The 23,864-nt window shown below is 69.9% G+C and carries 19 protein-coding genes and 1 tRNA gene; 14 read left to right on the top strand and 6 right to left on the bottom strand.

Translation table 11 applies throughout. From position 1 onward, the window contains the following. Positions 1-2: 2 nt before the first annotated feature. Entirely contained in the window at positions 3-1,733 is a 1,731-nt protein-coding gene (locus tag BJ969_RS04075) for an alpha/beta fold hydrolase (RefSeq protein ID WP_184477433.1), read from the bottom strand. A gap of 183 nt (positions 1,734-1,916) precedes the next feature. On the opposite strand from BJ969_RS04075, the gene BJ969_RS04080 reads away from it, so the two are divergent. From BJ969_RS04080 to BJ969_RS04090, 3 genes are read left to right on the top strand one after another with little or no spacing between them, the layout of a single operon-like run. Next, a complete protein-coding gene (locus BJ969_RS04080) occupies positions 1,917-2,333 on the top strand; it encodes a hypothetical protein (protein WP_184477435.1) in 417 nt (138 codons plus the stop codon). A gap of 33 nt (positions 2,334-2,366) precedes the next feature. Next, positions 2,367-3,578, top strand: a complete 1,212-nt coding sequence (locus BJ969_RS04085) for a histidine kinase (protein ID WP_184477437.1) — start codon at positions 2,367-2,369, stop codon at positions 3,576-3,578. Beyond that, positions 3,575-4,225, top strand: coding sequence for a response regulator (locus BJ969_RS04090; RefSeq protein WP_184477439.1), 651 nt, complete (start codon positions 3,575-3,577; stop codon positions 4,223-4,225). Before BJ969_RS04085 ends, BJ969_RS04090 begins: the two co-directional genes overlap by 4 nt. On the opposite strand, the gene BJ969_RS04095 is transcribed toward BJ969_RS04090, so the two are convergent. Continuing rightward, entirely contained in the window at positions 4,218-4,721 is a 504-nt protein-coding gene (locus tag BJ969_RS04095; protein WP_184477441.1) for an RDD family protein, read from the bottom strand. The genes BJ969_RS04090 and BJ969_RS04095 overlap by 8 nt on opposite strands. A 249-nt stretch (positions 4,722-4,970) precedes the next feature. On the opposite strand from BJ969_RS04095, the gene BJ969_RS04100 reads away from it, so the two are divergent. The 8 genes from BJ969_RS04100 (at position 4,971) to BJ969_RS04135 (ending at position 15,598) form a co-directional block, all read left to right on the top strand. Next, positions 4,971-5,162 (top strand): hypothetical protein, encoded by a 192-nt coding sequence (locus BJ969_RS04100; RefSeq protein WP_184477443.1) that lies wholly within the window; start codon positions 4,971-4,973, stop codon positions 5,160-5,162. A gap of 371 nt (positions 5,163-5,533) precedes the next feature. Beyond that, entirely contained in the window at positions 5,534-5,992 is a 459-nt protein-coding gene (locus tag BJ969_RS04105; protein WP_246456675.1) for a hypothetical protein, read from the top strand. 240 nt (positions 5,993-6,232) lie between these two features. Then, on the top strand, positions 6,233-7,852 hold the full coding sequence (locus BJ969_RS30465) for a WXG100 family type VII secretion target (protein ID WP_184477445.1): 1,620 nt from the start codon (positions 6,233-6,235) through the stop codon (positions 7,850-7,852). Between the two features lie 10 nt (positions 7,853-7,862). After that, entirely contained in the window at positions 7,863-8,648 is a 786-nt protein-coding gene (locus BJ969_RS04115; protein ID WP_184477447.1) for an ESX secretion-associated protein EspG, read from the top strand. A gap of 65 nt (positions 8,649-8,713) precedes the next feature. Next, a complete protein-coding gene (locus tag BJ969_RS30750) occupies positions 8,714-9,373 on the top strand; it encodes a type VII secretion target (RefSeq protein WP_184477449.1) in 660 nt (219 codons plus the stop codon). Positions 9,374-9,444: 71 nt separating this feature from the next. Next, a complete protein-coding gene (locus BJ969_RS04125; RefSeq protein ID WP_184477451.1) occupies positions 9,445-10,044 on the top strand; it encodes a YbaB/EbfC family nucleoid-associated protein in 600 nt (199 codons plus the stop codon). A gap of 120 nt (positions 10,045-10,164) precedes the next feature. Beyond that, complete coding sequence (locus BJ969_RS04130) at positions 10,165-14,895, top strand: RHS repeat-associated core domain-containing protein (RefSeq protein WP_343071212.1); 4,731 nt, start codon at positions 10,165-10,167, stop codon at positions 14,893-14,895. Between the two features lie 133 nt (positions 14,896-15,028). Continuing rightward, positions 15,029-15,598 carry a TetR/AcrR family transcriptional regulator gene (locus BJ969_RS04135; protein ID WP_184477453.1) on the top strand — a complete coding sequence of 190 codons (570 nt, stop codon included), beginning with the start codon at positions 15,029-15,031 and terminating at the stop codon, positions 15,596-15,598. A 414-nt stretch (positions 15,599-16,012) separates the two neighbouring features. Here BJ969_RS04135 and BJ969_RS04140 read toward each other — a convergent pair whose 3' ends face one another. Genes BJ969_RS04140 through BJ969_RS04150 form a run of 3 tightly spaced genes read right to left on the bottom strand, consistent with a single transcriptional unit; the run spans position 16,013 to position 19,682 of the window. Further along, on the bottom strand, positions 16,013-18,130 hold the full coding sequence (locus BJ969_RS04140; protein WP_184477455.1) for a xanthine dehydrogenase family protein molybdopterin-binding subunit: 2,118 nt from the start codon (positions 18,128-18,130) through the stop codon (positions 16,013-16,015). Next, positions 18,127-19,119 carry an FAD binding domain-containing protein gene (locus BJ969_RS04145; RefSeq protein WP_184477457.1) on the bottom strand — a complete coding sequence of 331 codons (993 nt, stop codon included), beginning with the start codon at positions 19,117-19,119 and terminating at the stop codon, positions 18,127-18,129. The genes BJ969_RS04140 and BJ969_RS04145 overlap by 4 nt, the downstream gene beginning before the upstream one ends. Continuing rightward, a complete protein-coding gene (locus tag BJ969_RS04150; protein WP_184477459.1) occupies positions 19,116-19,682 on the bottom strand; it encodes a 2Fe-2S iron-sulfur cluster-binding protein in 567 nt (188 codons plus the stop codon). The genes BJ969_RS04145 and BJ969_RS04150 overlap by 4 nt, the downstream gene beginning before the upstream one ends. A 463-nt stretch (positions 19,683-20,145) precedes the next feature. Between BJ969_RS04150 and BJ969_RS04155 the strand changes: the two genes are divergently transcribed. Further along, entirely contained in the window at positions 20,146-21,570 is a 1,425-nt protein-coding gene (locus BJ969_RS04155; RefSeq protein WP_184477461.1) for an MFS transporter, read from the top strand. 52 nt (positions 21,571-21,622) lie between these two features. Next, positions 21,623-22,132: an anthrone oxygenase family protein gene (locus BJ969_RS04160; RefSeq protein WP_184477463.1), complete on the top strand. Its 510-nt coding sequence runs from the start codon at positions 21,623-21,625 to the stop codon at positions 22,130-22,132. Positions 22,133-22,228: 96 nt separating this feature from the next. Here BJ969_RS04160 and BJ969_RS04165 read toward each other — a convergent pair. Continuing rightward, positions 22,229-22,301 (bottom strand) — tRNA-Lys (locus tag BJ969_RS04165). A 378-nt stretch (positions 22,302-22,679) separates the two neighbouring features. Between BJ969_RS04165 and BJ969_RS04170 the strand changes: the two genes are divergently transcribed. Further along, complete coding sequence (locus BJ969_RS04170; RefSeq protein WP_343071213.1) at positions 22,680-23,798, top strand: L,D-transpeptidase; 1,119 nt, start codon at positions 22,680-22,682, stop codon at positions 23,796-23,798. Positions 23,799-23,864: the final 66 nt, after the last annotated feature.

A 23,864-nucleotide genomic window follows, 5' to 3' on the forward strand; every position in this document is an offset into this window, starting at 1 on the left:
GGTCAGGCGGCGGGGGTGTGGGTGGCTCGGCTGATCTGGTCTTGGAGGGATCGGCGGAGTTCGGGGTGGTCGGGGCCGGTGCCGATGTCGGCGGGCATCGGAGCGGGTGCCGAGGTCACCGGGCCGTCGACGGGGAACACCTCGTCCTCGCCGAGCAGCGGCACGGAGGGGCACACGGCGTCGGCCGGGCGGGAGCCGTGCAGCAGGAACACGTTCACCATGCCGTCCACGCAGGGGTTGTTCGCCATCGCGTACTGGCCGTGCGTCGGGGAGTCGTCCACCGAGACCATGCTGACCCCGCCGGCCGCGTCCACGGCGGCGCCGCCCTGCTCGTAGGCGGTCTGCGGGTCGAACTCGCCTTGGACGACGAGCACGTTCGCCGCGACTTCGGGCGGCAGCTGCGGCAACTCCTGGCGCGGGGCGTCGGACCAGTACCCGCAGGTCTCGCTCAGCCCGTAGGCCCAGCCGTTCAGCGGCAGGTCCGGTCCTTGGTGGTCGCTGAGCTCTTCGTACCACTGCGCGGAGCGGGTCGGCTGGTCACCGCAGGCGACGGCGTACCGCGTTCCGGACACCGGCGCGTAGTCCTCGGCGAGGCCGTCGGCGACCCGCTGCGGGGTCAGTTCGGTGAGCGGGACGCCGAAGTTCGCCCGCGCCTGCTCGTCGAGCATCGTCTGCAACGCCGCGGAGCGGGCCGGTTCCGGTGGCTGTCCGTTCATCTCGTTGATGCCGGCGATGAGCACCGAGCTCGACAACGCCCAGCCGATCTCGCTGCCCACACCGACGAACATCGCGTCGAAGCTGTCCGGGGCGATGCCCTGCGCGGCGTAGAACGCGCGCACGTCTTCCCAGGTGCGCCGCGCGGAGTCGACGTCGGTGCCGACGAGTTCGGGGAACTGCCGGGTCGTCCACGGCAGGTACACGTCGTCGAACCAGCGCTGGCCGATGCGCGGGAAGTCCTCGAACGCGGCCTGCAACCTGCCTTGCCAGTTCACGTTCGAGTCGAGGATCATCCGGCCCGAATTGTGCGGGAATAGGGAGGCGTATTTCGCGCCGAGCCAGGTCCCGTAGGAATAGCCGAGGTAGTTGAGCTTCTCCTCGTGCAGGAGTGCGCGGATGAGATCCATGTCGTGGGCGGTCTGCCAGGTCGTGATGTACGGGGCGACCGCGTCGCTCTGGCAGGCTTCGGCGATGGCGCGGGGAGTTTTCTGATGTTCGGCGATGCTCTCCGCGGAGCGGTCCCGCGCGTCCAGGTCGGTGCCTCGGGGTAATCGGTCGAGGGGCACGTCGCACAGGAATCCCGGCTGTTGCGGTGCGTCCGCGCCTTCGTGGCCGGTGCCGCGCGGGTCCATCCCGATGAGGTCGTACCCCTGGTGCAGGTCCGGTTCGATCCCGGCGATCGAGCCGGCCATCGAGCTGCCCTGCGCGCCGGGTCCGCCGGGGTTGACCAGCAGCGATCCTTGTCGTTCGCCGCCGGCTCGCACTCGGCTGATGGAGACCGCCAGGTCGGGTCCGGCTTCCGGGTTCGCCCAGTCGCGGGGCACGGTCACGACGGCGCACTCGGCGGGCAGGGCGCCTTCGGCCGGTTCGAACGGGCAGGGGCCCCAGGCGAGCTGCTGGCCGGAGTACTTCGGCGGGGCGGTGTTCTCGGCGGCAGAGGCGACGCCGGGCAGGCCGGTCACCGCCAGTCCCAGGCAGGCGGCGGTGAGCGCCGCCCGCTTCGCTGAATCACGCATCGAACCTCCAGTGAGAAGTGGTCGGATCGATTGTTCGCGGGCGAGATCTCATTTGTGCATTGGTCTCGTGGATGAATTGTTCCGCGGCGCTTCTAGTTCGCGGGAATGAGGCGGATGGCCGAAAGTACGAAATGCGCCGGAAGAGCTTGCCGCGGATTCTTCGCGACGATTAGCTTTCCGGCCATGACGACTTCGAACGTGCACATCCCTTCCGCTCCGTCGACCATCAACTCCGCAGTGCTCGCCTACCTCGCCTCGGCGGTGATCCCGATGGTGTGGGGAGCGATCGAGCTGTTCTCCGGTTCGCAACCCCCGGTTCCCGGCGTGCCGCCGGAGCTGAACTCGATGCTCGTGAACCTCTCGCTGGGAATTTCCGTGGTGTCGGTGCTGGTCTACGTGTGGTTGAGCCTGAAGTTGCGGGCCGGGCGCAACTGGGCGCGGATCGTCCTGGCGGTGTTCGTGGTGCTGCAGCTGCTCGCGCTGTTCGGCCCGGTGGGGGCGGCGTCCTACGTCGGGACGGGCCTGGCCGCGGTGGGCCTGGTGCTGAGCTTCCTGCCCGACTCGAACCGGTACGTCGTGGACGTCCAGGCGCCGCGGTGATCTGCGCTCCCCGCTGGGATAAGGTCGGTGATCATGAGCAGTCCGTGGTTCTTCGGGCCGCCCGCCCGCCGCGGGTTGTTCGCCGTGGAGGCCGTCGCGCTGGTGGTGGCCTGCGTCGCGGACGCGGTGTCGATGGCGTGGATCGACGCGAGCATCTCAACGACCGCGGCACTGCTGATTCCGCCGAGCGGCACCATAGTCGCGTTGCTGGCCGTGCTGCGGCGGCGGTTTCCGGCCCACGTCGGCGTGCTCGCCGCCGCCGCCATCGTGCTGAGCCTGCTCAGCACGGTGATCAGCGAAGGGCTCGGCTACGCCGGGTTCGCCACGGGGCAGGTGCCGGCCGGCGCGGAGGTCGTGGGCTTGTCGTTGCTGGTCGGCGCGTGCTGCCGCCGGTTGCGTCCGCGGCCCGCGGTGCTGGTCGCGGTGGGCAGCTTGATCGCGCTGGTGCCCGCCTCGCTGCTGCGCTACGACGGCACCGCGCTCACGCTGATCGCCGTGGCGGCCGCGTTGACCTGGGGCATCGCGCTGTCGATCGGCTTGGTGCTGCGCGACGCCGACAACCGCAGGCGCGGTGAGCTCGCCGAGGTCCGCACCGGTGAGCGGCTGCGGCTGGCTAGGGAGCTGCACGACCTCGTGGCCTTCCACGTGAGCGGCATCGTGGTCCGCACGAACGCCGCCCGCGCCCTGGCGAGCAATCCGCGGGTCTCGCCGGAGGATCCCGTCGAGGTCTACACCGAGATCGAGCAGGCGGGGGCCGAAGCGCTGGCCGCGATGCGCAGGCTCGTCGGTATGCTCCGCACCGACGATGACGATTCCCTCCCGCACGGCACCGGTTTCGGCGAAGCGGTGCGGCAGGCCGCGGGCGTGCACGCCACCGTGGACGTCGCGGCCGACCTCGACGAGGTGCCGGTGAACCCGGAACTCGCGACCACGGCGCACCGGATCGTGCTGGAGGCGCTGACCAACGCGCGCAAGCACTCCCCGGACGCCGCTGAGGCCCGGGTAACCGGCCGCCGCGAAGGTGCGGATTTCGTGCTCGTCGTGGAAAACGACAACGTGCCGTCGGTATCGCCGGACCGCACGGGTTCCGGTTACGGGCTGGTCGGCATGGCCGAACGCGTGCAGGCCGTCGGCGGGACCGTGCAGGCCGGTCCCGCACCGGGGCGGAGGTGGCGGGTGACCGCGCGGTTCCCGATCGCACCTCCGCAGGACGCCGGCGGCAACGGCCAAGGAGGCCCCCGGTGACCATTCGCGTTCTCATCGCCGACGACCAGACCCTGGTGCGGACCGGGTTCCGGCTCATCCTCAGCGCCGAGCCGGAACTGGAGGTCGTCGGCGAGGCCGCGGACGGTGAGGCCGCCGTCAACTTGGCCCGGGAGCTGCGGCCTGACGTGACGCTGATGGACATCCAGATGCCGAAGGTCGACGGGCTGCAGGCGACGCGGCTGCTGGCCGGGCCGGACGTGCCGGATCCGCTGCGCGTCGTCGTGGTCACCACCTACGACGTGGACGAGAACGTCTACGCCGCGCTGCTGGCCGGGGCGCGCGGCTTCCTGCTCAAGGACGCGGGGGCGACGTTGCTGGTCAACGCCGTGCACGCGGCGGCCGACGGGGAGTCGATGATCTCGCCGTCGGTGACGACCCGGCTGCTGTCGCACTTCACCCGGCCCGAGCGCCGCCGCATGAACCGCCGGGACGCGCCGCTGAGCGAGCGGGAGCTGGACACGGTGCTGGCGGTGGCGCGCGGGGCGACGAACGCGGAGATCGCCGCCGAGCTCCACGTGTCGCTGTCCACCGTGAAGTCGCACTTGGCGAGCGCGCAGCAGAAGCTGTCGGTGCGCAACCGCACGGAGATCGCGATCTGGGCCTGGCAGCAGGGCCTCGTCAGCTGACGTCGGTCCGCACCACGCGGGTGCGGGCCACGATGTCGCCGGCCCGCTGGTGCTGCGGTGTCACGATGATCAGCACGATGCCGACGAGACCGAAGAACATCGAGTCCGCGGCCGTGAGCACCCATCGCGCGTTGTACTGCCCCAGGCCCGGCTCGTCCCCGCCGAGGTCGATCAGGCGCAGCTTCAGCCAGCGCATCGCGGGGGTCTGGTCGCCGTGGCGGTGCGGGAACCACACGTGCCACCACCAGGCGAGCGCCACCATCAGCACGAAGTAGACGGAGAAACCGCCGACCAGGCTGGTGGTGGCCGAGGCGCCGAACTGCCGCACCAGCCACGCGAACGGCAGCACGAGCGGCACGAGCACGATCGAGATCGTGGTGCGCAGCAGCGAATCCAGCACGATCTGGCCGAAGCGCCTGCGCAGGAACGCGGGGCCGGTGTTCACCGGGTCCGCGGCGGAGTGCTGGTCGCCCTGTTCCACACCGGTCGGCACCATGCGTTCTCCCCAAAGCGGCAACGATTCGCCGATGGTACTCGGGGCCTGCGGTCGCCGGTCACGGCCCGCTGCGCGTTCGGTTCCGTTGCCGGGCAAGGGAACCACGTCCGCGTCGTCTCGTACTTTCGGCCGGTGGTGCCGGTTCCGGTTCGTCCTCGGGCCCGATGTGCGGGCGGCTCCGCTCCGAGAAGCTCAGTGCTGACAGCGAACGAGAGCGCACCGCACGGTGCGGAGTGAACGGAGCAGAACATGTCCAAGACGACCCGCCGCAACCTGGTCAACTTCCTGGTACTCGTCATGGCCGCCATCGCCGTGGTGCCGAGCCTGATCGGCACCGCGGAGTGGGTGACGATGAACTACGTGGTCGCGGGAGCGCTCGCGCTCGCCGTGGTGTGGTTCGTGGTCGACCTCGCGCGGTCGACCACCGGATCGTTGCGCTGACCCGCCGCAGTGGCGGGCACCGCGACGTCTCCGGGATCGTGGCGGTGCCGCGACGAACGGCTACGGTGACGCGCGACGGCCGCCGTCCACCGGTGCCCTTTCGGGCGACTCGTGACCGATGTCTCCCGGCCTGGGAAATCGCAGGTTTCCCCAACAAATGGACGTTCGGCGCAGCCGAAGGTTGAGTTCGCGGCGAAATTTCTGCCTGATAGGGCAGGAGTGATCGCGAGGCGGTAACGATCACCGTGATCGCCCTGTTGCCGGGCGCGGCGGCTCCGGTAGATCTGGTACCGCCGGTGGGTCCCCGTTCCGGGGGGTTCGGGTCCGTCGGTGCGTGTCGTGTTGTGGATGGTGAACTCCGAGGGGGAGTCATGAGCGGCGGAGAGGAAGCCGAGCTGCGTCCGATGCAGGTCGGAACCGAGCAGGCGCAGCCGATGATGGCCGCCAAGCAGCGATTGCAGGCTTCGGCGGCTGCGGTCGGCACGCTCCGGACGGACGTGGCGGCCGGTCGGTTGAAGCTGGATCCGGAGGCGGGGCGCGAAGTCCAGGACCTGCTGACCGAGCAGCTGGACCAGGTCGACGCCTGGCTGCGCCGCTCGGACGACCTCGGCCGCCGCGCGCCGCTGGGGCAGAACCCCGTGGGCGAGGCGATGGCGGGCAAGTTCGCCGACCGGGCCACCAGCGAGGGCGACTCGTTCACCGGCGTGCTCACGCAGTACCGCCAGGTGCTCGACGAAGCGCAGGACGCGGTGGCCGAGGCGATGCGCCGCTACCAGACCGCGGACGAGCACGCGGTCGACATGTTCCAGAACCTCAAGTCGCAGCTGTGAGCCGCGCGTCGTGGCGGCCGGGGGCACTCGCCCCGGCCGCTTTCGTGCTGCGTCGGCGCCGATCGTGCGCTCCGCCGGTACCGGACCGTTGAGTCCCGAGTCGGGTGTTCACCCGGGTGCGAGACGCCGCGTGAACATCAACGAGCGGAAACGGGTGCGCGATCGGCTGCGGAGGCCGTCGCAGGGAAGTGGCCGAGGTGCGGACGCCGGATGCGGACGCGGTGCGAGGGGAACGAGAGCATGACGCAGGAAGAGCAGTCCACCGCGGAGCCGATGCGGGCGAGGTCGGCCACGCTCGTCGCCGGCTCGGACTTGGTGCTGCGGGACACCCAGAACTGGAGTTCGCGCAGCCATCGCGAGCTCTACGAGGCGGTCCACCAGGGCAACGAACCCGGCCGCGTCGGTGAGCTCGCGCAGGACTGGGCGCGGATGGGCGCGGAGATCGGGGAGTCCTCCGAGCGCATGGCCGAGCGGCTGCGCGGCACCGAGGAGGGGTGGCAGGGCGAGGCGGCGAAGTCCGCTCGCGGCGCCATCCACGAGCTCGCCCGCTGGACGTCCGACGCGGGTCAGACCGCCGGTGACCTGGGCCAGCGGATCGGCGAGCAGGGCCGGGTCATGGAAGACGCCAAGACGAACATGCCGGAGCCGAAGGACGTCGAGTTCCGCGACGAGATCGTCTCCCTCTACGGCGTCCTGGGCGGTGGCAGCGGGAAGAGCGTGCTGGCGGGCCTGCTGGCCGCGACCGAGGACATGAAGGAGCAGGCGGTCAAGGCGGATTCCGCCCACGACGAGGCCGTCGCCGTCATGGAGCGGATGGAGATCTCGTCCCGCGTGGTGGACGGCAGCACCCCGCGCTTCGAGCCGCCGCCGGACCCGATCCGCGACGAGCAGAAGCAAGGCGTCAAGGCAACCCTGTCTCAGCCGCGGGAACCGCTCTCCGCGAACCCGCAGGTGACCGACTCCGCCGGGGCGCCGAGTCCGGGCGAGGTGCCCGGAGCTCAGCAGCCGGGTGGGCCGCCACCGGGTGGCGCGGAGGAGACGAAGCGGATGCCGGTGCTGAACACGCCCGCGTCGAACGTTCCGGCGTCGAACGCCCCGGCCAGTGCTCCGCACCTGGAGAGCACCCCGCAGCTGCACGGCGACAAGGGCGGCCCGCAGGGCGGCCCCGGCGCTCGCGTGCCGTCGCTGGACGGATTCGGCGGCGGTGACGGGAAGAACCAGGGCAGGCGTCCGCTGGACCGCAAGACCGGTCCGGACGGCACCAGCCCGCAGGGCAGCCGTCCCAGCGGAACCAAGCCGAGCAACGTGGACCCGCCCACCATCAAGCACCGCCCGCTGCCGCCGCTGCCCGGCACCGACACCGGCGGCGGTGGCCCGGTCGCGCCGGGCGGTCGCGTGCCGACCGGTCCGGGCAGGCCCGGTGGCGGCAACGGCCCGGGGCCGAACGGTCGTTCCGGGTGGAGCGGGGCGATCCCGCCGATCCCGGGCACGTCCGGTCCTGGTGGGGCGGGTGGCGGCCTGGGAGCCGGAGGCTCCGGCGGGTCGTCGGGACCTGGCGGGTCGTCGGGCTCGGGCGGTTCGAACGTGGGGGCCGGTGGCCGGTCCTCGGTGAGCATGGGGCCCGGTGGCGGTCCCGCGGGCGGCCCGGTCGGCGGTGGCTCGGCGAGCGGTTCCGGTTCGGCCGGTGCCGGTGCGGGCGGCATGGGCGCGCCGGGTGCCGCGGCCGGGCGCGGTCGTGGTGGCGAGGACGAGGAACGCCGGGCGAAGTACGTGGAGAGCACGCCGATCGTCGAGGTTCCTGGCGCGGACCTGCCGCCGCCGGTGATCGGTGGCGGCAAGCCGAAGAAGAAGGACTCCTGAGGACCAGACGATGAGCAGCGAACCGGATTTCGCGTTGTCCGCCTACGAATTCGACCTGGTCATGGGGTCGCTCGGGCTCGGCCGGGCGCCGTACCCGCTCCGGGTGCCGAGCATCGGGGCGACGATGGAGGAGCGCGCCGAGCTCGCCGGGGAGGTGCTGCGCAAGCTCGCCGCCCGCGATCTCGCTTCGGGCGATCGGCTCGACGCCGAGCTGGAGGGATTGCTGCGGCTGCTGTCCGACCACGAGTTCTCGGTGGACGTCGTCGGTGCGGCGGACGGGCCGGTGCGAGCGCTGGCCGCGGTGAACGCTCGTGGTGGCGTGCTCGCGATGCTCACCGACGATCAGGTCTGGTTGTGGGGGTTCCGGCCGCGGGCGCTGGCGAGCGTCGCGGTGGGCGTGCTCGCTCCGGCGGATGCGGGGCGGGGCCGCGGGTTCACGGTGCGCAAGGAGACGTTGGCCAAGGTCGCCGACAGCGAGGACGACTTCGGCGACGATCCGTTCGGCGGAGATCTCGACGACCGCACGGCGCTGCTGCGCGCCGGGATGCCCGCGGAGGACGTCGACGCGCTGCTGGAGCTGGCGACCAACCGCCGGGCGGGCGGGCAGATCGGTGTCTCCGGCGGCGGACGGCGGGCGGCGACGCTGGTGACCTGGTTCGACACCCACCAGGGTCGGTACCTGGTGGTCAACGAGGGCGAGTGGCTCAGCATCATGCCCGCCGACCACGGTCGCATCGAACAACGCGTCGCCGACGTGATGTCCACAGTGGACTTCGAGGACCTGCTGGACCGCTGAACCGGCCGAGCCGGTCATCCGTGCGGCGGATCCCGCGCGGACATTCATCGTGAGGAGTTTCGGCCATGGCCTACGAAGTCGTCTCCGAGGACTTGAGGGCGCACGCGAGTCACTTGGACGCGCTGACCGACCGCTTGGGCACCGCGCTCTCGGCGGCGCAGGAGGTCAGCATGTCCGACGAGGCCTACGGGCTGCTGTGCTCGTTCCTGCCGCCGATCGTGAATCCGACGGAGGAGGAGGGCGTCAACGCGCTCAAGGCCGCGCGCGAGGGCGTCGAGGTGACGGCGGAGAACATCCGCACCACCGCGAAGGAGTACGACGCCAACGACGACGACAACGCCGAGTCCTTCCGGAAGTTCGAGAACCAGCACTTGCCCGAGGGCAAGTCGGAGCAGCAGTTCACGCGCATGAACGGGGCGAACGGCGGTTCGGCGCCGCAGCAGTTCGGGTCCGAGCAGCAGTTCACGCCGAGAAACGCGCCGTATGGCGGTGTGGAGCCGGGGCAGGTGTCGCAGCAGCACGAGGTGTTGCAGAGCACGGATGCGACTTATCAGCAGGCCACGCCCCGGAACGCGCCGTATGGCGGTGCGGAATCGGGGCAGGTGTCGCAGCAGCACGAGGTGTTGCAGGGCGTTGACGCGACTTTCCAGCAGGCCACGCCGACTTACCAGCACGCCACGCCCCAGAACGCGCCGCACGGTCGGCAAGCACCCGACGAAGCCTGAGCGGCACCCGACGAAGCCTGAGCGGCACCCGAACGTTGTCAGCAGTACTGAGCTTGTGATGGAGGCGGAGCATGTCCGGACCCGGTGGATTCGCGGCGCTCGGCAGCGACCCGGACGAGGCGGAACGGCGCATCGAGCAGTGGGCGCAGGGCTTCGCGGAGAAGGCCCAGCGCTACCAGGCGGTGCGCGAGCAGACCGAGCAGATCCGGCTCACGGCCACCGGCCCGGACGGGCGGGTGAAGGTGACGGTGCGCGCCGACGGCAGCGTCACCGACGTGCAGTTCACCGAGAAGATCCGCTCGATGCCGCTGCAGGAGCTGTCCGCGCAGATCATGGACACCATGCGCAAGGCGCAGTCGGACATCGCGGCCAAAGTCGGCGAGGTGATGACCGAGCAGCTCGGTGACGAGGACCAGCAGACCCGGTCGATGATGCTGGACAACCTCCGGGAGCGGTTCCCCGAGGAACCGGACGAGCCCGAGCCCGACCAGCCCGATTCCGGGAAGTGGGCGCCGCCGGAGGACGACGAGCAGTCGAAGCCGCCGCCCGCGGCCCCGCCCGCACCGCCGAACGCGACTCCGCCCCCGGCTTCGAAGAAGCCGCCGCGGCGCAGGCCGGTCGATGACGACGACGGGGACTTCGGCCCCGACTTCGACCCGCTGCGGGACTGACGCGCCCGGACGATCACGAAGCGGATCACGGGACCGGCCCGTGTTCTCGGCGCCCTCGTGGTGCCCCCGTTGTCAGCACATGCCGGGCAACCCGGCTCACACTCTTGAGGTGATGGCCCCGTGGCGAATCCACTGGTGGCGGAGCGCGAGGATTCGACGAAGTCCTTCAGCGGCGTCCCGATCCTGGAATCGGTCGATGAGACGAAGAAGGCCATCGAGCAGGGGGACTGGGCCGCCGGTGTGCTCGGCGCGACCGGCACCGCGCTGGACGCGCTCGGCATGGCGATGGACCCGTTCGGTTCGATCCTCGCCGCCGGCGTGGGGTGGTTGATGGAGCACGTCGGCCCGGTCTCGGACGCGCTGGACGCGTTGACGGGCGATCCGGACGAGATCAAGGCGCATTCGGAGACGTGGAAGAACATCTCCGGTGAGCTGGCCGCGATCAGCACGGACCTGACCGACATGGTCAAGGCCGACACGGCGGGCTGGACGGGGCAGGCCGGGGACGCCTACCGCAAGCGCAGCGAGGACACCGCCACGCTGCTGGAGGCCGCGAAGAGCGCGGCCGACGGTGCTTCGAGCGGCATCGGTACCGCGGGTGAGGTCGTGGCGGCGGTCCGCACGCTGGTCCGCGACATCATCGCGGAGCTCGTCGGCCACCTGGTGAGCTGGGCGCTGCAGGTCATCGCGACGCTGGGCATCGGCCTGACCTGGGTGGTGCCGCAGGTGATCGCGGAGGTCGCCAAGGTCGCGTCGAAGATCGCCGACATCACCATGAAGCTGGTCAAGGCGATGAAGGCCCTCGTCCCGATGCTCAAGAAGCTCGGCAAGGGCTTCGGCGAGGCCTCCGACGCGCTGAAGAAGATCAAATCGGACGGTTCCTCCGGCCCGCCCCCGAAGTCCCCGCCGCCCGGCGGCGGCAGCCGCGGCGGCCCGGACGGCCCGGCCTCGAACAACTCCGCGAACGCGGAGAAGACCCCGGACCCCACGCCCCCGCCGAACAACGACAAGGGGCCGGACCAGACGAACTCGACGGGCTCGGACAAGTCGTCTGACGGCGGTTCCCCGGCAGGCGGTAACGGCAACAAGGACGACAAGTCTCCCGACGGGACCAATCCGGCGGGCAGCCGGAACATCCGGGACAACAACCGAGGCGCGGACCGGGAACGCACCCCGGACAAGAACAAGAACACCTGCGGCGACCCGATCGACGTGGCCAGCGGTGATGTGGTGCTCCCGCAGGTCGACGTGGAGCTGGCGGGTGTGCTGCCGCTGGTGCTGCGCCGGGTGCACCTGTCGTCGTACCGGGTGGGGCGGTTCTTCGGCCCGAACTGGGCATCCACCGTGGACCAGCGATTGGAGGTGGACGAGGCGGGTCTGTCGTTCGCGGGCGACGACGGCACGCTGTTGTTCTACCCGCACCCGACGCCGGTGTCCCTGCCGCAGGCCGGGGCGCGGAACCCGCTCGCGCTGACCGATGACGGCTACACGATCACCGTGGTGGAGCAAGACCTGACGCTGCACTTCGGCAGCGGTGGTTCGGTGCTGCCGCTGCGGGCGATCACCGACCGCAACGGGCACCGCATCGACTTCGACCGGGACGAAGCCGGAGTGCCGACCGAGATCCGGCACAGCGGCGGCTACCGCATCCGGGTCGAGTCCGCGAACGGGTTGATCACGGCCCTGCACCTGTGCGGCGCCGATGGCGGCGCCGACCTGGCTCTGGTCCGCTACGGCTACCAGCACGGCCTGCTGTCCGAGGTCATCAACGGCTCCGGGAAACCCCTGCGGTTCACCTATGACCACGCGGGCCGGATCACCAGCTGGACCGACCGGAACGAGGCTTGGTACCGCTACGGCTACGACCACGAGGGCCGGGTGGTGCGTGCGGACGGCTCCGGCGGATTCCTCAGCGGCACCATGTCCTACGAGGACGGGGTGACGCGGTGGACGAACTCGCTGGGACACCAGACCGCCTACCACCTCAACGAACGCGGCCAGACGGTGCTCGAAGTCGATCCGCTGGGCAACGAGGTCCGCTCGGAATGGGACGAGTTCGACCGGCTGCGCAAGCGCACCGATCCGCTCGGTCGCAGCGTTCGCTACGACCGGGACGAGTGGGGCAACGTCCTCGCGATCACGCGGCCGGACGGCACCCAGCTCAGGTGCGATTACGACGAGTCTGGCCTGCCGGTCACATTCGTCGAAGCGGACGGCGCGACGACCCGCCACACCTACGACGAGAGCGGAAATCTCCGCTCCACGACCGACGCCTGCGGAGCCACCACCCACTACAGCTACGACGAGCACGGCAACCTCACCGCGATCACCGACGCCTTGGGCAACACCAGCACCGTGGAAGTCGACGCGAGTGGGCTTCCCACGGCATTCGTGGACGCGCTCGGTGCGGCCACCCGGTACGAGCGCGATCGATTCGGGCGGGTCACCGCGATCACCGACCCGGTGGGCGGGGTGCAGCGGTTCGGCTGGACGGTCGGCGGTGAGCTCGCCTGGCACGAGCGAGCAGACGGCACGGTCGAGCGCCGCGTCTACGACGGTGAGGGAAACCAGCGCGAACACCGCGACGAGTTCGCCGAGGTTTCCACCACCGAAATCACCCACTTCGACCTCGTCGCCGCGGAAACCCGCCCGGACGGCACTCGGATGGAGTTCGGCTACGACACCGAGATGCGCCTGGTTTCCGTGACGAATCCGCAACGGCTGGTGTGGCGCTACGAGTACGACGCGGCCGGGCGCCTGGTGCGTGAAGTCGACTTCAACGGCCGCACCCTGCAGTACGCCTACGATGCGGCGGGCCAACTCGTCGAGCGCACCAACGGTGCTGGGGAGGTCACCCGGTTCAGCCTCGATCTGTTGGGCAACGTCGTCGAACGCCGCACCGGTTTCGACGTCGCGAGGTTCACCCTCAGCGAGACCGGGGAAGTGCTGGAAGCGGTCAACGGAGCGAGTCGAGTCGTCTTCCAGCGTGACCCGGTGGGGCGGGTGCTCGCCGAGACGATCAATGGACGCACCGTGACCTCCGAGTATGACCCGCTGGGGCGCCGGGTCCGGCGACGCACCCCGTCCGGCGCCGAGAGCACCTGGGAGTACGACGCCAACGATCAGCCGATCGCGCTGCACTCCGCGGGGAGGACGCTGCGCTTCGAGTACGACCAGGCGGGCCGGGAGGTGCGTCGCAGCGTCGGGGCGTGCCTGGTGCTCGGCCAGTCGTGGACGGCCGCCCACCTGCTTCAGGCCCAGACGATCACCGGAGCCGGCGGAGGTTCCGCGCAGCAGCGCACTTACGCCTACCGGGCGGACGGCGCGCTCACCGGAGTCCAGGACCAGCTCACGGGCCCACGCACCTTCACCCTCGACCACGCGGGCCAGGTGCTCGCGGTCCAGGGATCGGGTTGGTCGGAGCGCTACGCCTACGATGCCGCGGGCAACATCACGCACGGCAGCTGGCCGTCTTCAGGTAACGAGGACGAATTCGGTGAACGCGTCCACGGCGGAACCTTGGTTCGTGCCGCGGGCGGAGTCCGGTACGAGCACGACGCGCAGGGCAGGCTCGTCCTCCGTCAGCGAAAGCACCTCTCCCACCGGCCCGAGACCTGGCGGTATTCCTGGGACGCCGACGACCGTCTGGTCGGCGTGCTCACGCCGGACGGAACCCGTTGGGCATACCGCTACGACGCGATCGGACGCCGTATCGCAAAGCAGCGGCTCGGAACGGACGGCACGACCGTGCTCGAAGGGGTCGACTTCACTTGGGACGGTCACGTCCTGGCGGAGCAGGCCGGGTACCGGCAGGGTCAGCCCGGGCCGCACGTCCTCGTCTGGGACCACGAACCGGGGTCCTTCCGGCCGCTAACGCAGGCAGAACGGGTACAGCGCGGCCCGCAGGACTGGGTCAACTCCAAGTTCCACGCGATCGTGACGGACCTGGTCGGTACACCCACCGAACTCCTCGATGACCAGGGCGGCGTCTCCTGGGTGCATCGCACGACCCTGTGGGGTGGTTCTCCCCATGCCGAATCGGCGCGAGCGGGTACCCCGCTGCGTTTCCCCGGTCAGTACTTCGACGCCGAAACCGGCATGCACTACAACTTCTACCGCTACTACGACCCGTTCCTCGGGCGTTACGCCAGCCCCGACCCGCTGGGCCTGGACGGTGGCCCCAACCAGCACGCCTACGTGCGGAACCCGCACGCATGGGCGGACCCGCTGGGGCTCGTCCCGTGCAAAACCCACCCGAACGCCGACCCGCCGAAGACAGCGATCGAGAAGGTCGCCGGCAAGTACGGCGAGCAGGAGCACCTCAACAAGCACATCTTCAAGGGAGAAAAGGGAACCAACGGCAAGCCGACCGGCCTTCACGCCTACGAGAATTCGCCGGGACGGGGCAAGTTCAACGCCGACAATGTGATCAACAACAAGACCGGGAAGTCGCCGTACCTCCCTAATGACATCACTGTCCTGGCACATCGCGGGAAATTCACACAGCTGCACGAGATCGTCTATACGAAGGCCGGGGCGGACGGGCCCAAGGCGAGCACGATGTTCCCCGCGAACTGGAGCAAGCAGGACGTGCAGGCATATCTGGGGAACAACAACCCCAGCCGCGAAAATGTGCTCGGCAAGGATTACAAGGATCTTTACGGCAATGCCACCAAGGACGACGTCAACAACCGGATATCCAGCGGGCAGGACATCAAGCTCACTTCGATGGGCGGCAAGGACGGGACCGTCTTCCCGGACAAGGGCGGCAAATTTGATTCTCATCCCGAGACCGTTGGAAAGTCCTGGACTACGACCGATCCTGGTAGCGGTCTCAGCAAGAAGAAGTAGTTAGGTCGGTGGCACCCGGGCTAGATCTTCGAATTCGCGGAGGACGGATGGCCTAGGATGTGGAGTCGCACCGCACGCTCCGGCGGGCCGTGACGTGCCCGATTCCGGGAGGTGCGACCGGAGGAGGCGCCGCATGGCCAGGGACATCGACCGTCCGCTGCGGTCCGACGCGCAGCGGAATCGGGAGAAGATCCTGTCCACCGCGGCGCGGATGTTCGCCGAGCGGGGCTTGGACGCGCACCTCGATCACATCGCGAAGGAAGCGGGCGTGGGGTCCGGCACGCTGTACCGGAACTTCCCGACGCGAGAGGCGCTGATCGAGGCCGCTTACCGGCACGAGCTGAGCCGTCTCTGCGACGCCTCGCCGCACCTGCTGGCGACGCTGCCGCCGGGGGAGGCGCTGCGGGCCTGGATGGGCCGCGCCCTGGACTACGCGACGGCGAAGCTGGGGATGGCCGACGCGCTGCGGGCCGTCATCGACTCCGGTGGGGCCCCGTACGACAAGAGCAAGGAAATGCTGCTCGACTCGATCACCCCGCTGCTGGACGCGGGCGCCCGCGCCGGAGTGATCAGGGACGACGTTCCGGCGGCGGACCTGCTGCTGGGCCTGTTCGGCATCGCGATGGCCGCCGGGGGAGCCGAACACCGAGAACAGGCCGAACGGCTGCTCGACCTCCTCTACGACGGCCTCCGCGTCCACTGACCCGAGTCAACGGCCCGTTCGTCCAATCGCATTGGACGAACGGTCCGTTCACTCCACCGGCATCGCCCCCACCGAGCTCATGGCCGCGCCGTCTCGCGTGGCTCACGCCGGAAGCTGATTCGAGTGAACGGCCTGTTCGTCCAACGGGATTGGACGAACAGGCCGTTCACTCCACTGGAATTGCTTCCGGGCGTGCGTGGTGGCGCTAGGGGGGAGTCGGTTGCGGCTCGGTGGTGGGGATATGGGTGAACGGACCGTTGGTCCAACGGGTTTAGACGAACGGTCCGTTCACTCGAACCACGTTGGGCGATCGGTCCGTTCACTCCGGATCGTGCGCGATGGAGCCGAACGCAAAGCGGCCCGCTCACCCCGGTCGGGGCGAGCGGACCGCTGATGTGATCACCCTGCTGCGTACTACCCGGCCGCGTTGAGCACCCGGTCCAGGCTGATCGGCAGGTTCCGGTGCCGCACGCCGGTGGCGTGCCGCACGGCGTTGGCGATGGCGGCGGCGGTGCCGACGATGCCGACCTCGCCGACGCCCTTCACCCCGGACGGGTTGTCCTCGTCGGGGTCGTCGACCCAGTCCACTTTGATCTCGGGGACGTCGGCGTGCGCGGCGATGTGGTACCCGGCGAGGTTCGCGTTGGCCTGCCTGCCCGTCGCGTCCCGCACGCCCTCTTCGTGCAGCGCCATCGACAAGCCCATGATCATGCCGCCGGCGAACTGGCTGCGCGCGGTCAGCGGGTTGATGATCCGCCCCACCGCGAACATGCCCAGCAGCCGCCGCACCCGCACCTCACCGCTGGTCACGTCGACCGCGACCTCGGCGAACTGAGAGCTGAAGGAGTGCCGTTCGAGCTGCTTGCGGGCACCGATCAGCTCGGTGGTGTCGGCCCGCGCGGTCACCGGTGCCTGCTCGCCCGCGGCGAGCTTCTTCTGCAACGCCCGTGCCGCTTCGATGATCGCGAAGGACCAGGACTCGGTGCCGCGCGAACCTCCTGCGAGGAACGCGGGCCCGAAGTCGCTGTCGGCGATCCGGATCCGCACCGCTTCCAGCGGCACCTCCAGCGCTTCCGCGGCGACCTGGGACAGCGCGGTGCGCGCCCCGGTGCCGATGTCGGCGGCGGTGATGCGCACCTCGTAGGTGCCGTCGGCCTCGGCGGTGATCGCGGCCGTGGAGGGCATCGGCCCGGCCCCGAACGAGCCCGCCGCGACGCCGGTGCCCAGCAGCCAGCGCCCGTCGCGGCGCACCCCGGGCCGCGGATCCCGCTGCCACCAGCCGAAGCGGCTCGCGCCCTGCTCCAGGCAGTCCACCAGCCTGCGGCTACTGAACGGGGTCCCGGACACGGGCCCGACGCTCGGTTCGTTGCGCAGCCGCAGCTCCACCGGGTCGATGTCGAGCCGCTCCGCGAGCTCGTCCATCGCCGATTCCAGCGCGAACGATCCGGGCGCCGCGCCGGGCGCCCGCATCCAGCCTGGCGAGGGCACGTTCAGCGGCACCACCCGAGTGCGGGTGCGGATGGCCTCCGACGCGTACATCACGCCGGTGAGCTCGGTGCCGAGCTCCACGAACTCCTTGATGGTGGAGGTGAACGACCGCGACTCGTGGTCGATGGCGCGCATCCGGCCGTCGGCGTCGGCGGCGAGCCGCACCCGCTGCTCGGTCGCGGACCGCAGCGACGTGACGGCGAAGACCTGCGGGCGCGTCAGCACCACCCGCACCGGGCGCTGCGTCAGGGTCGCGGCCATCACCGCGAGCACCAGCTGCGGGCCGGCGGCCTTGGAGCCGAAGCCGCCGCCGACGTGCTCGGAGCGGACCCGCACAGACTCCGGGGCCAGGTCGAACAGCTTCACCAGGATCTGCGCGACCAGGTAGGAGCCCTGGTTGGCGTCGACGACCTCCAGCCGCCCGTCCTCCCAGCGCGCCATGGACGCGTGCGGCTCCATCGCGGTGTGGTGTTCTTCGGGAGTGCTGTAGGTCTGCTCGACGACGGCCGCCGCTCCGTCGGTCTCGGCGTCCACGTCGCCCTTGTCGACGGTGCCCGCGCCTTCCGGCGCGTACTCGGCGGGGTGGTCGGCGCGGAACTCGGAGTCGTGCGGTTCCGCCTCGTAGGTGACTTCGAGGGCGTCGGCTGCGGCGCGGGCCTGTTCCGGCGTCTTCGCCACCACCAGCGCCACCGGGTGCCCCACGTAGCGCACCCGATCGTCCTGCAGCAGCTGCAATCCCGGGTCGGGGCCGAAGATCCCGGCTTCCGGGTTGAGTCGTGGCGCGTTGCCGTGGTGCAGCACGGTGAGCACGCCGGGCATGCCCAGCACCGCTTCGTCACCGATCGAAGTGATGCGGCCGTGCGCGACGGTGGATAGCACGAGCGAACCGTGCGCGAGGTTCTCGATGGGGTGGTCGGCGGCGTAGCGGGCTTCGCCGGTGACCTTGGCGCGGCCTTCGAGCCGGGTGCGGGCGGAGCCGGCGGTCCCGGTGTCGGCGGGGGAGGTGGTGCTCGTCGCGCTCACCCGCGGGTCGATCGTGGTCATCGGGTGGCCTCCTCGGTGATTTCGGTCAGCACGGACACCACGAGGTTCCGGATGAGCGGCACCTTGTAACCGTTGTGCGGCAACGGTGTCGCGGCGGCGAGTTCGGCGTCGGCGGCGGCGCCGAACTCCTCGGCGGTGGCGGCGCGGCCGAGCAGCGCCCGCTCGGCGGCGTGCGCCCGCCACGGCCGGTTCGCGACGGCGCCGAACGCGATCCGCACGTCGTCGACCACCCCGTTGCGGACTTCGAGCGCGGCGGCGATGGAGCCGTTGGCGAACGCGTAGGAGGCGCGTTCCCGCACCTTGCGGTACCGGGAGCGGGCGGCGAGCGCGGCACCGGGCAAGGTGATCCCGGTGATCAGCGCCCCTGCGGGCAGCGCGATCTCCTGGTCCGGGCGCTCCCCGACGGGCCGGTGGAAGTCCGAATAGGACAGTTCGCCGGGGCCGTCCGCGGTCTCGTAGGACACCGCGGCGTCGAAGGCGGCCAGCGCCACCGCCATGTCCGACGGGCTGGTCGCCGCGCAGTGCTCGGACCAGTCGAAGATCGCGTGGTTGTGGTGCTCGCCCTCGATCGCGGGACAGCCGCTACCGGGTACTCGCTTGTTGCAGGGCTGGGTGACGTCGGCGAAGTAGCCGCACCGCGTGCGCTGCAACAGGTTCCCGCCGACGGTGGCGACGTTGCGCAGCTGCCCGGAGGCGCCCGCGAGCACCGCCTGGGCGAGCGCGGGGAAGCGACGCCGCACCTCGGGGTGGTTGGCCACGTCGCTGTTGGTGGCGGTCGCGCCGATGCGCAGCCCGCCGTCGTCGGTGACCTCGATGGCGTCCAGCGGCAGCCTGCGCACGTCGACGAGCTGCGGCGGGTTCTCCACCCCGGTCTTCATCAGGTCCACGAGGTTCGTGCCCCCGCCGAGGAACCGCGCGTCCGGGTTCTCGGCGAGCAGCGTCGTGGCGGTGCGCACGTCGGTCGCGCGCTGGTAGTCGAACTCCCTCATGCCGAGACCTCCGTTCCGGACACGGTGTTCTCGGCCTCGCGCATGGTGGCGGCCTGCGCGACGGCGCGCACGATCGAGTTGTGCGCGCCGCAGCGGCACAGGTTGCCGCTCATCCGCTCGCGGATCTCCGCAGCGTCCAGCGGTGGTGCGCCGGCTTCGGGCCGGACGTCCTCGGTGGCGGCGCTGGGCCAGCCCGCCGCGTGTTCCTCGATGACGGCGACGGCCGAGCAGATCTGGCCGGGAGTGCAGTAGCCGCACTGGTAGCCGTCGAAGTCCAGGAACGCCTGCTGCACCGGGTGCAGCCGGTCGCCGTCGGCGATGCCTTCGACGGTGGTGACCTCGGATCCGTCGACGCCGACGGCGAACTGCAGGCAGGACACCGCCCGCTTGCCGTCGAGCAGCACGGTGCAGGCGCCGCACTGCCCTTGGTCGCAGCCCTTCTTGGTGCCCACCAGGTCGAGGTCGTCGCGGAGCGCGTCGAGCAGGGTGGTGCGGTTGTCGACCGTGAGCGAACGGTCCTCGCCGTTCACCCGCAGCGAGATGGTGGAGCTGTGGTGGGACATGGAGTCTCCGTCGGTATCAGACAAGGACGGGAATGACGTCGCGCGATGGTTCCGGGGCGTGCCGCGTTGGCCACCTTCTTGCTCACGACACCGCGCGGCAGCGGTCGAGCACGACCGACGCGGCATCGGCCGGGTCGTGGGAAGGTCCAGCGGAAACCCATCTAAGCGGGGACGTCTCCACTTCACTGTAAGCGACCTTCTCGGACCCGGCAAACCGCTCAACGACTCGACGCGGCGGAAAAATCCCGCATTCGGTCACCTGTTCGGGTCGGATCGAGGTGGCCGGGGCGCGACCACATCAAGATGTGCGGCGCATTCGGGGATGTGAGGCTGGATTCCCCGAGGCCGGAGCGGGGCCGGTCGCGGGATCGCGCGTGGTGGCGGCGAATCCGAGGTGGACCGTCCCGCATGCCGATGATCGTTCGCGGGTATTCCGGGGCGGACCCCGACAGAGGAGGAGCCGATGGCGGCGAGCGCGCGCAAGCGGCGGCATCGCGGACAGCGCCTGGAGGATCAGGTCGACATCGTCGAGGAGGGCAAGGTCCGCCGTGCCGTGACCGCCGCGGGCATCGGCAACATGATGGAGTGGTTCGACTTCGGCGTCTTCAGCTACCTGGTCGTGATCACCGGGAAGGTCTTCTTCCCCGCCGGAAACCCGACGGTCCAGCTGCTGTCGACGTTCGCCACCTTCGCCGTCGCCTTCATCGTGCGCCCGCTCGGCGGATTCGTGTTCGGCCCGCTCGGCGACCGCCTCGGCCGCAAGCGGGTCCTGGCCATCACGATGATCATGATGGCGCTCGGCACCGTGGCCATCGGATTCATCCCCTCGTACGCGACGATCGGCATCTGGGCACCGATCCTGCTGCTGGTAGCCAGGGTCGTGCAGGGCTTCTCCACCGGCGGCGAGTACGGCGGCGCCACCACGTTCGTCTCCGAGTACGCGCCCGACAAGCGACGCGGTTTCCTGGCGAGCTGGCTGGAATTCGGCACCCTCACCGGCTACGCGCTGGGAGCAGCGGTGGTCACGATCCTGCTCACCGCGCTCGGCGAGCAGGAAATGGTGAATTGGGGCTGGCGAATCCCGTTCCTGCTGGCCGGGCCGCTCGGCGTGATCGGCCTGTACCTGCGCTTCCGCTTGGAGGAAACGCCCGCGCAGCAGCAAGCGGAGTCCTCAGGCGAGGACGCGGCCGGCAGCGGCCTCGGCATCTACCGCACGATCTTCCGCGACCACTGGCGTCCGGTGCTGACCTGCGTGTCGCTGGTGGCCGTGTTCAACGTCGCCAACTACATGCTCACCGCGTACATCCCCACCTACATCACCGCGGACCTGCACTACGCCCACACCTCGGCGCTGGTGTTCGTGCTGGTGACGATGCTGGTCATCATGGGATTCGTGGTGCGGCTGGGCCGGATCTCCGACAAGATCGGCCGCCTGCCGATCGTCGCGACCGGAGCCGGCGCGCTCGTCGTGCTGTCCTGGCCCGCGTTCTGGATGATCAGCCGCGGAGCCGTCTGGGCCGTGATCGGCGGCCTGATCGTCCTCGGCCTGATGCTGATCTGCTTCAGCTCGACGATGCCCTCCACCCTCCCCGCGCTGTTCCCCACGCACGTTCGCTACGGCGGAGTCTCGATCAGCTACAACATCTCGGTCGCGGTGTTCGGCGGCACGACCCCGCTGCTGTCGGAATACCTGGTGAGCGCAACGGGAAACACCACCGCCCCGGCGTTCGTGCTCATCGGAGCCGGGCTGCTGGGCCTGATCGCGTCCTGGTTCGCGAGGGAGACCGCGGGCCGCCCCCTGCCCGGAGCGAAACCGACCGCCGGGTCCCGGGAGGAAGCCCGCGAAACCCTGGAAGAACAGCGCGGCGAAGTGGAAGGGACGACGTGACCCACCGCGACCCCGGCCACCGCGTGGCGGAACTCCGGCTCGGAGGCCGACGATGATCGATTCGCCGCGGCTCGCATCGGTGGTCCTGCTGCTGGCCACGCTGACCACCGGGCTGCAAGCAGGCACCTACTACATCTTCGCCTGCGGAGTGATGCCCGGACTGGAGCTCGGAGACGACCGGACGTTCGTCGCGGCCATGCAGCAGTTCAACGTCGCGTTCATCAACCCTTGGTTCCTCGCGACCTTCCTCGGCGCCCCCGCGCTCGCCCTGATCGCGGTCGTGACCCACCGCCGCACGCATCCGGCGTTGTGGGCGTCGGTGACCGCCGGATTCCTCCTGGCCATGGCCACCGTCGTGATCACATCGGTGGTCCACTTCCCGCTCAACGCCGCGCTCGACGCCGCAGGCCCACCCGACCGCGCACCGAACCTGCACGCCGTCCGCGAAGCGAACGCCACCACCTGGACCCGCTGGAACACCGCCCGAGCCCTCACCTCGACCGCCGCCCTGGCAGCCCTCTCGTACGCCCTGCTCACCACACGAACCCGAAACCAGAACTGACCGAAACCGAAGCCGATCCATTCGCGCTGGCCGCGGAATCAAATATCCCTCTACCCACCAAAAGAAAAACCCCAGGTCGATGACCTGGGGCTTCGGTGCGCCAACAGGGACTTGAACCCCGAACCCGCTGATTAAGAGTCAGCTGCTCTGCCTGTTGAGCTATTGGCGCTTGTGGTGTCCTCCAGGCTTTCGGTCTTGGACCGTCTCCCTGGCGACGAAAGAAACTTTAGCACGGGGTTTCGGGGGCCGAATCGGGGGGTGGCGCAGCGGCGGCGGGGGTGGGTTTCAGCCGGTCGGGGCGGGTGTCGTCGAGGTCGAGGGGCAACCTGGGGGTGGGGTCGCGCGTCTCATGGCCGTAGGTCCGCGGATTGACTCTTCGTGCACGGCTGGTCGTCGGACACACGGTCGGGGGTTTGATGCACACTGGTCGCAGGCGGATGTGGGGATCGGATCGAACGGACAGTCACGCATGAAGCTGTTTCTTAACTCTGTCGGGAGAGTTACCGGGCGCTGGTCTCGCGGGATTCCTGCTGTGATCTTCGTGCTGGTGGGGCTGTTGGTCGCGAGCTGCAGCGGGTCCGGGGGCAAGAGTGCGCCGGCCGCGCCGCCGCCTCCGCCGTCCGTGCGGTTCGATCCGGGCGACGGGGCGCAGCAGGTCTCGCCGATCGCGCCGATCACGGGGACCGCGGAGAACGGGAAGATCACCGGCGCGGTGCTCACCAACGAGGACGGCAAGCAGGTCGCGAACACCGTCACGCCGGACGGGGCCGGCTGGAGCGTGAGCGAGCCCCTCGGTTACGGCACCACCTACACCGCCGAGCTCACCGTGCAGGGCGCGGCGGGGGCGCCGGTGACGCAGCGGACCACCTTCACCACGATCGAACCCGAGAACCAGACCTACGTGTCGATGAATCCGCTCGACGGGCAGACCGTCGGTGTCGGCCAGCCGTTGGCGTTCTACTTCTCCGAGGACGCGCCCGCGCCGGACAAGGCGAAGGCGGAGGAAGCGATCCGCATCCAGACCGAACCGGCCGTGGAGGGCGCCTTCTACTGGTTCGACGACCGCGAGGTGCACTGGCGTCCGCAGGAGTACTGGAAGCCGGGCACCAAGATCACCGTGACCGCCGACGTCTACGGCAAGGACCTCGGCAACGGTTCGTGGGGCGAGGAGAACCGCTCCGCGACGATCACCATCGGCGACGCGGTGGTGCTGCACGCCGACGGCGCCAGCCACCAGATGTCGGTCAAGGTCAACGGGGCCACCCAGCGCACCATGCCTATCTCGCTGGGCAAGCCCGAGTGGCCGTCCAACAACGGCGTGCACGTGGTCACCGAGCACCACCGCAAGAAGGTCATGGACTCCTCCAGCTACGGCCTGGACGTGGACAACGGCGGTTACCGCACCGAGGTCGAATGGGCGGTGCGCATCTCCAACGGCGGCGAGTTCCTGCACGCCGCGCCGTGGTCGGTGGGCCAGCAGGGCAGCAGCAACGTCAGCCACGGCTGCATCAACATGAGCGACGCCAACGCCCGGTACGTCTACGACCTGCTCAAGAAGGGCGACGTCGTGGAGATCACCAACTCCGGCGGGCCGAACCTGCGGTCCTGGGACGGATTCGGTGACTGGCAGGTGCCGTGGAGCGAATGGGTCGGCGGCAACCGCTGAGCCGATTCGACGTGGAGGCGCCCCTTCGGGGGCGCTTTCGCCTTTCCCTGAGCAACGCGAAAGGCC

The sequence above is a fragment of the Saccharopolyspora gloriosae genome, from assembly GCF_014203325.1.
Taxonomy (GTDB): domain Bacteria; phylum Actinomycetota; class Actinomycetes; order Mycobacteriales; family Pseudonocardiaceae; genus Saccharopolyspora_C; species Saccharopolyspora_C gloriosae.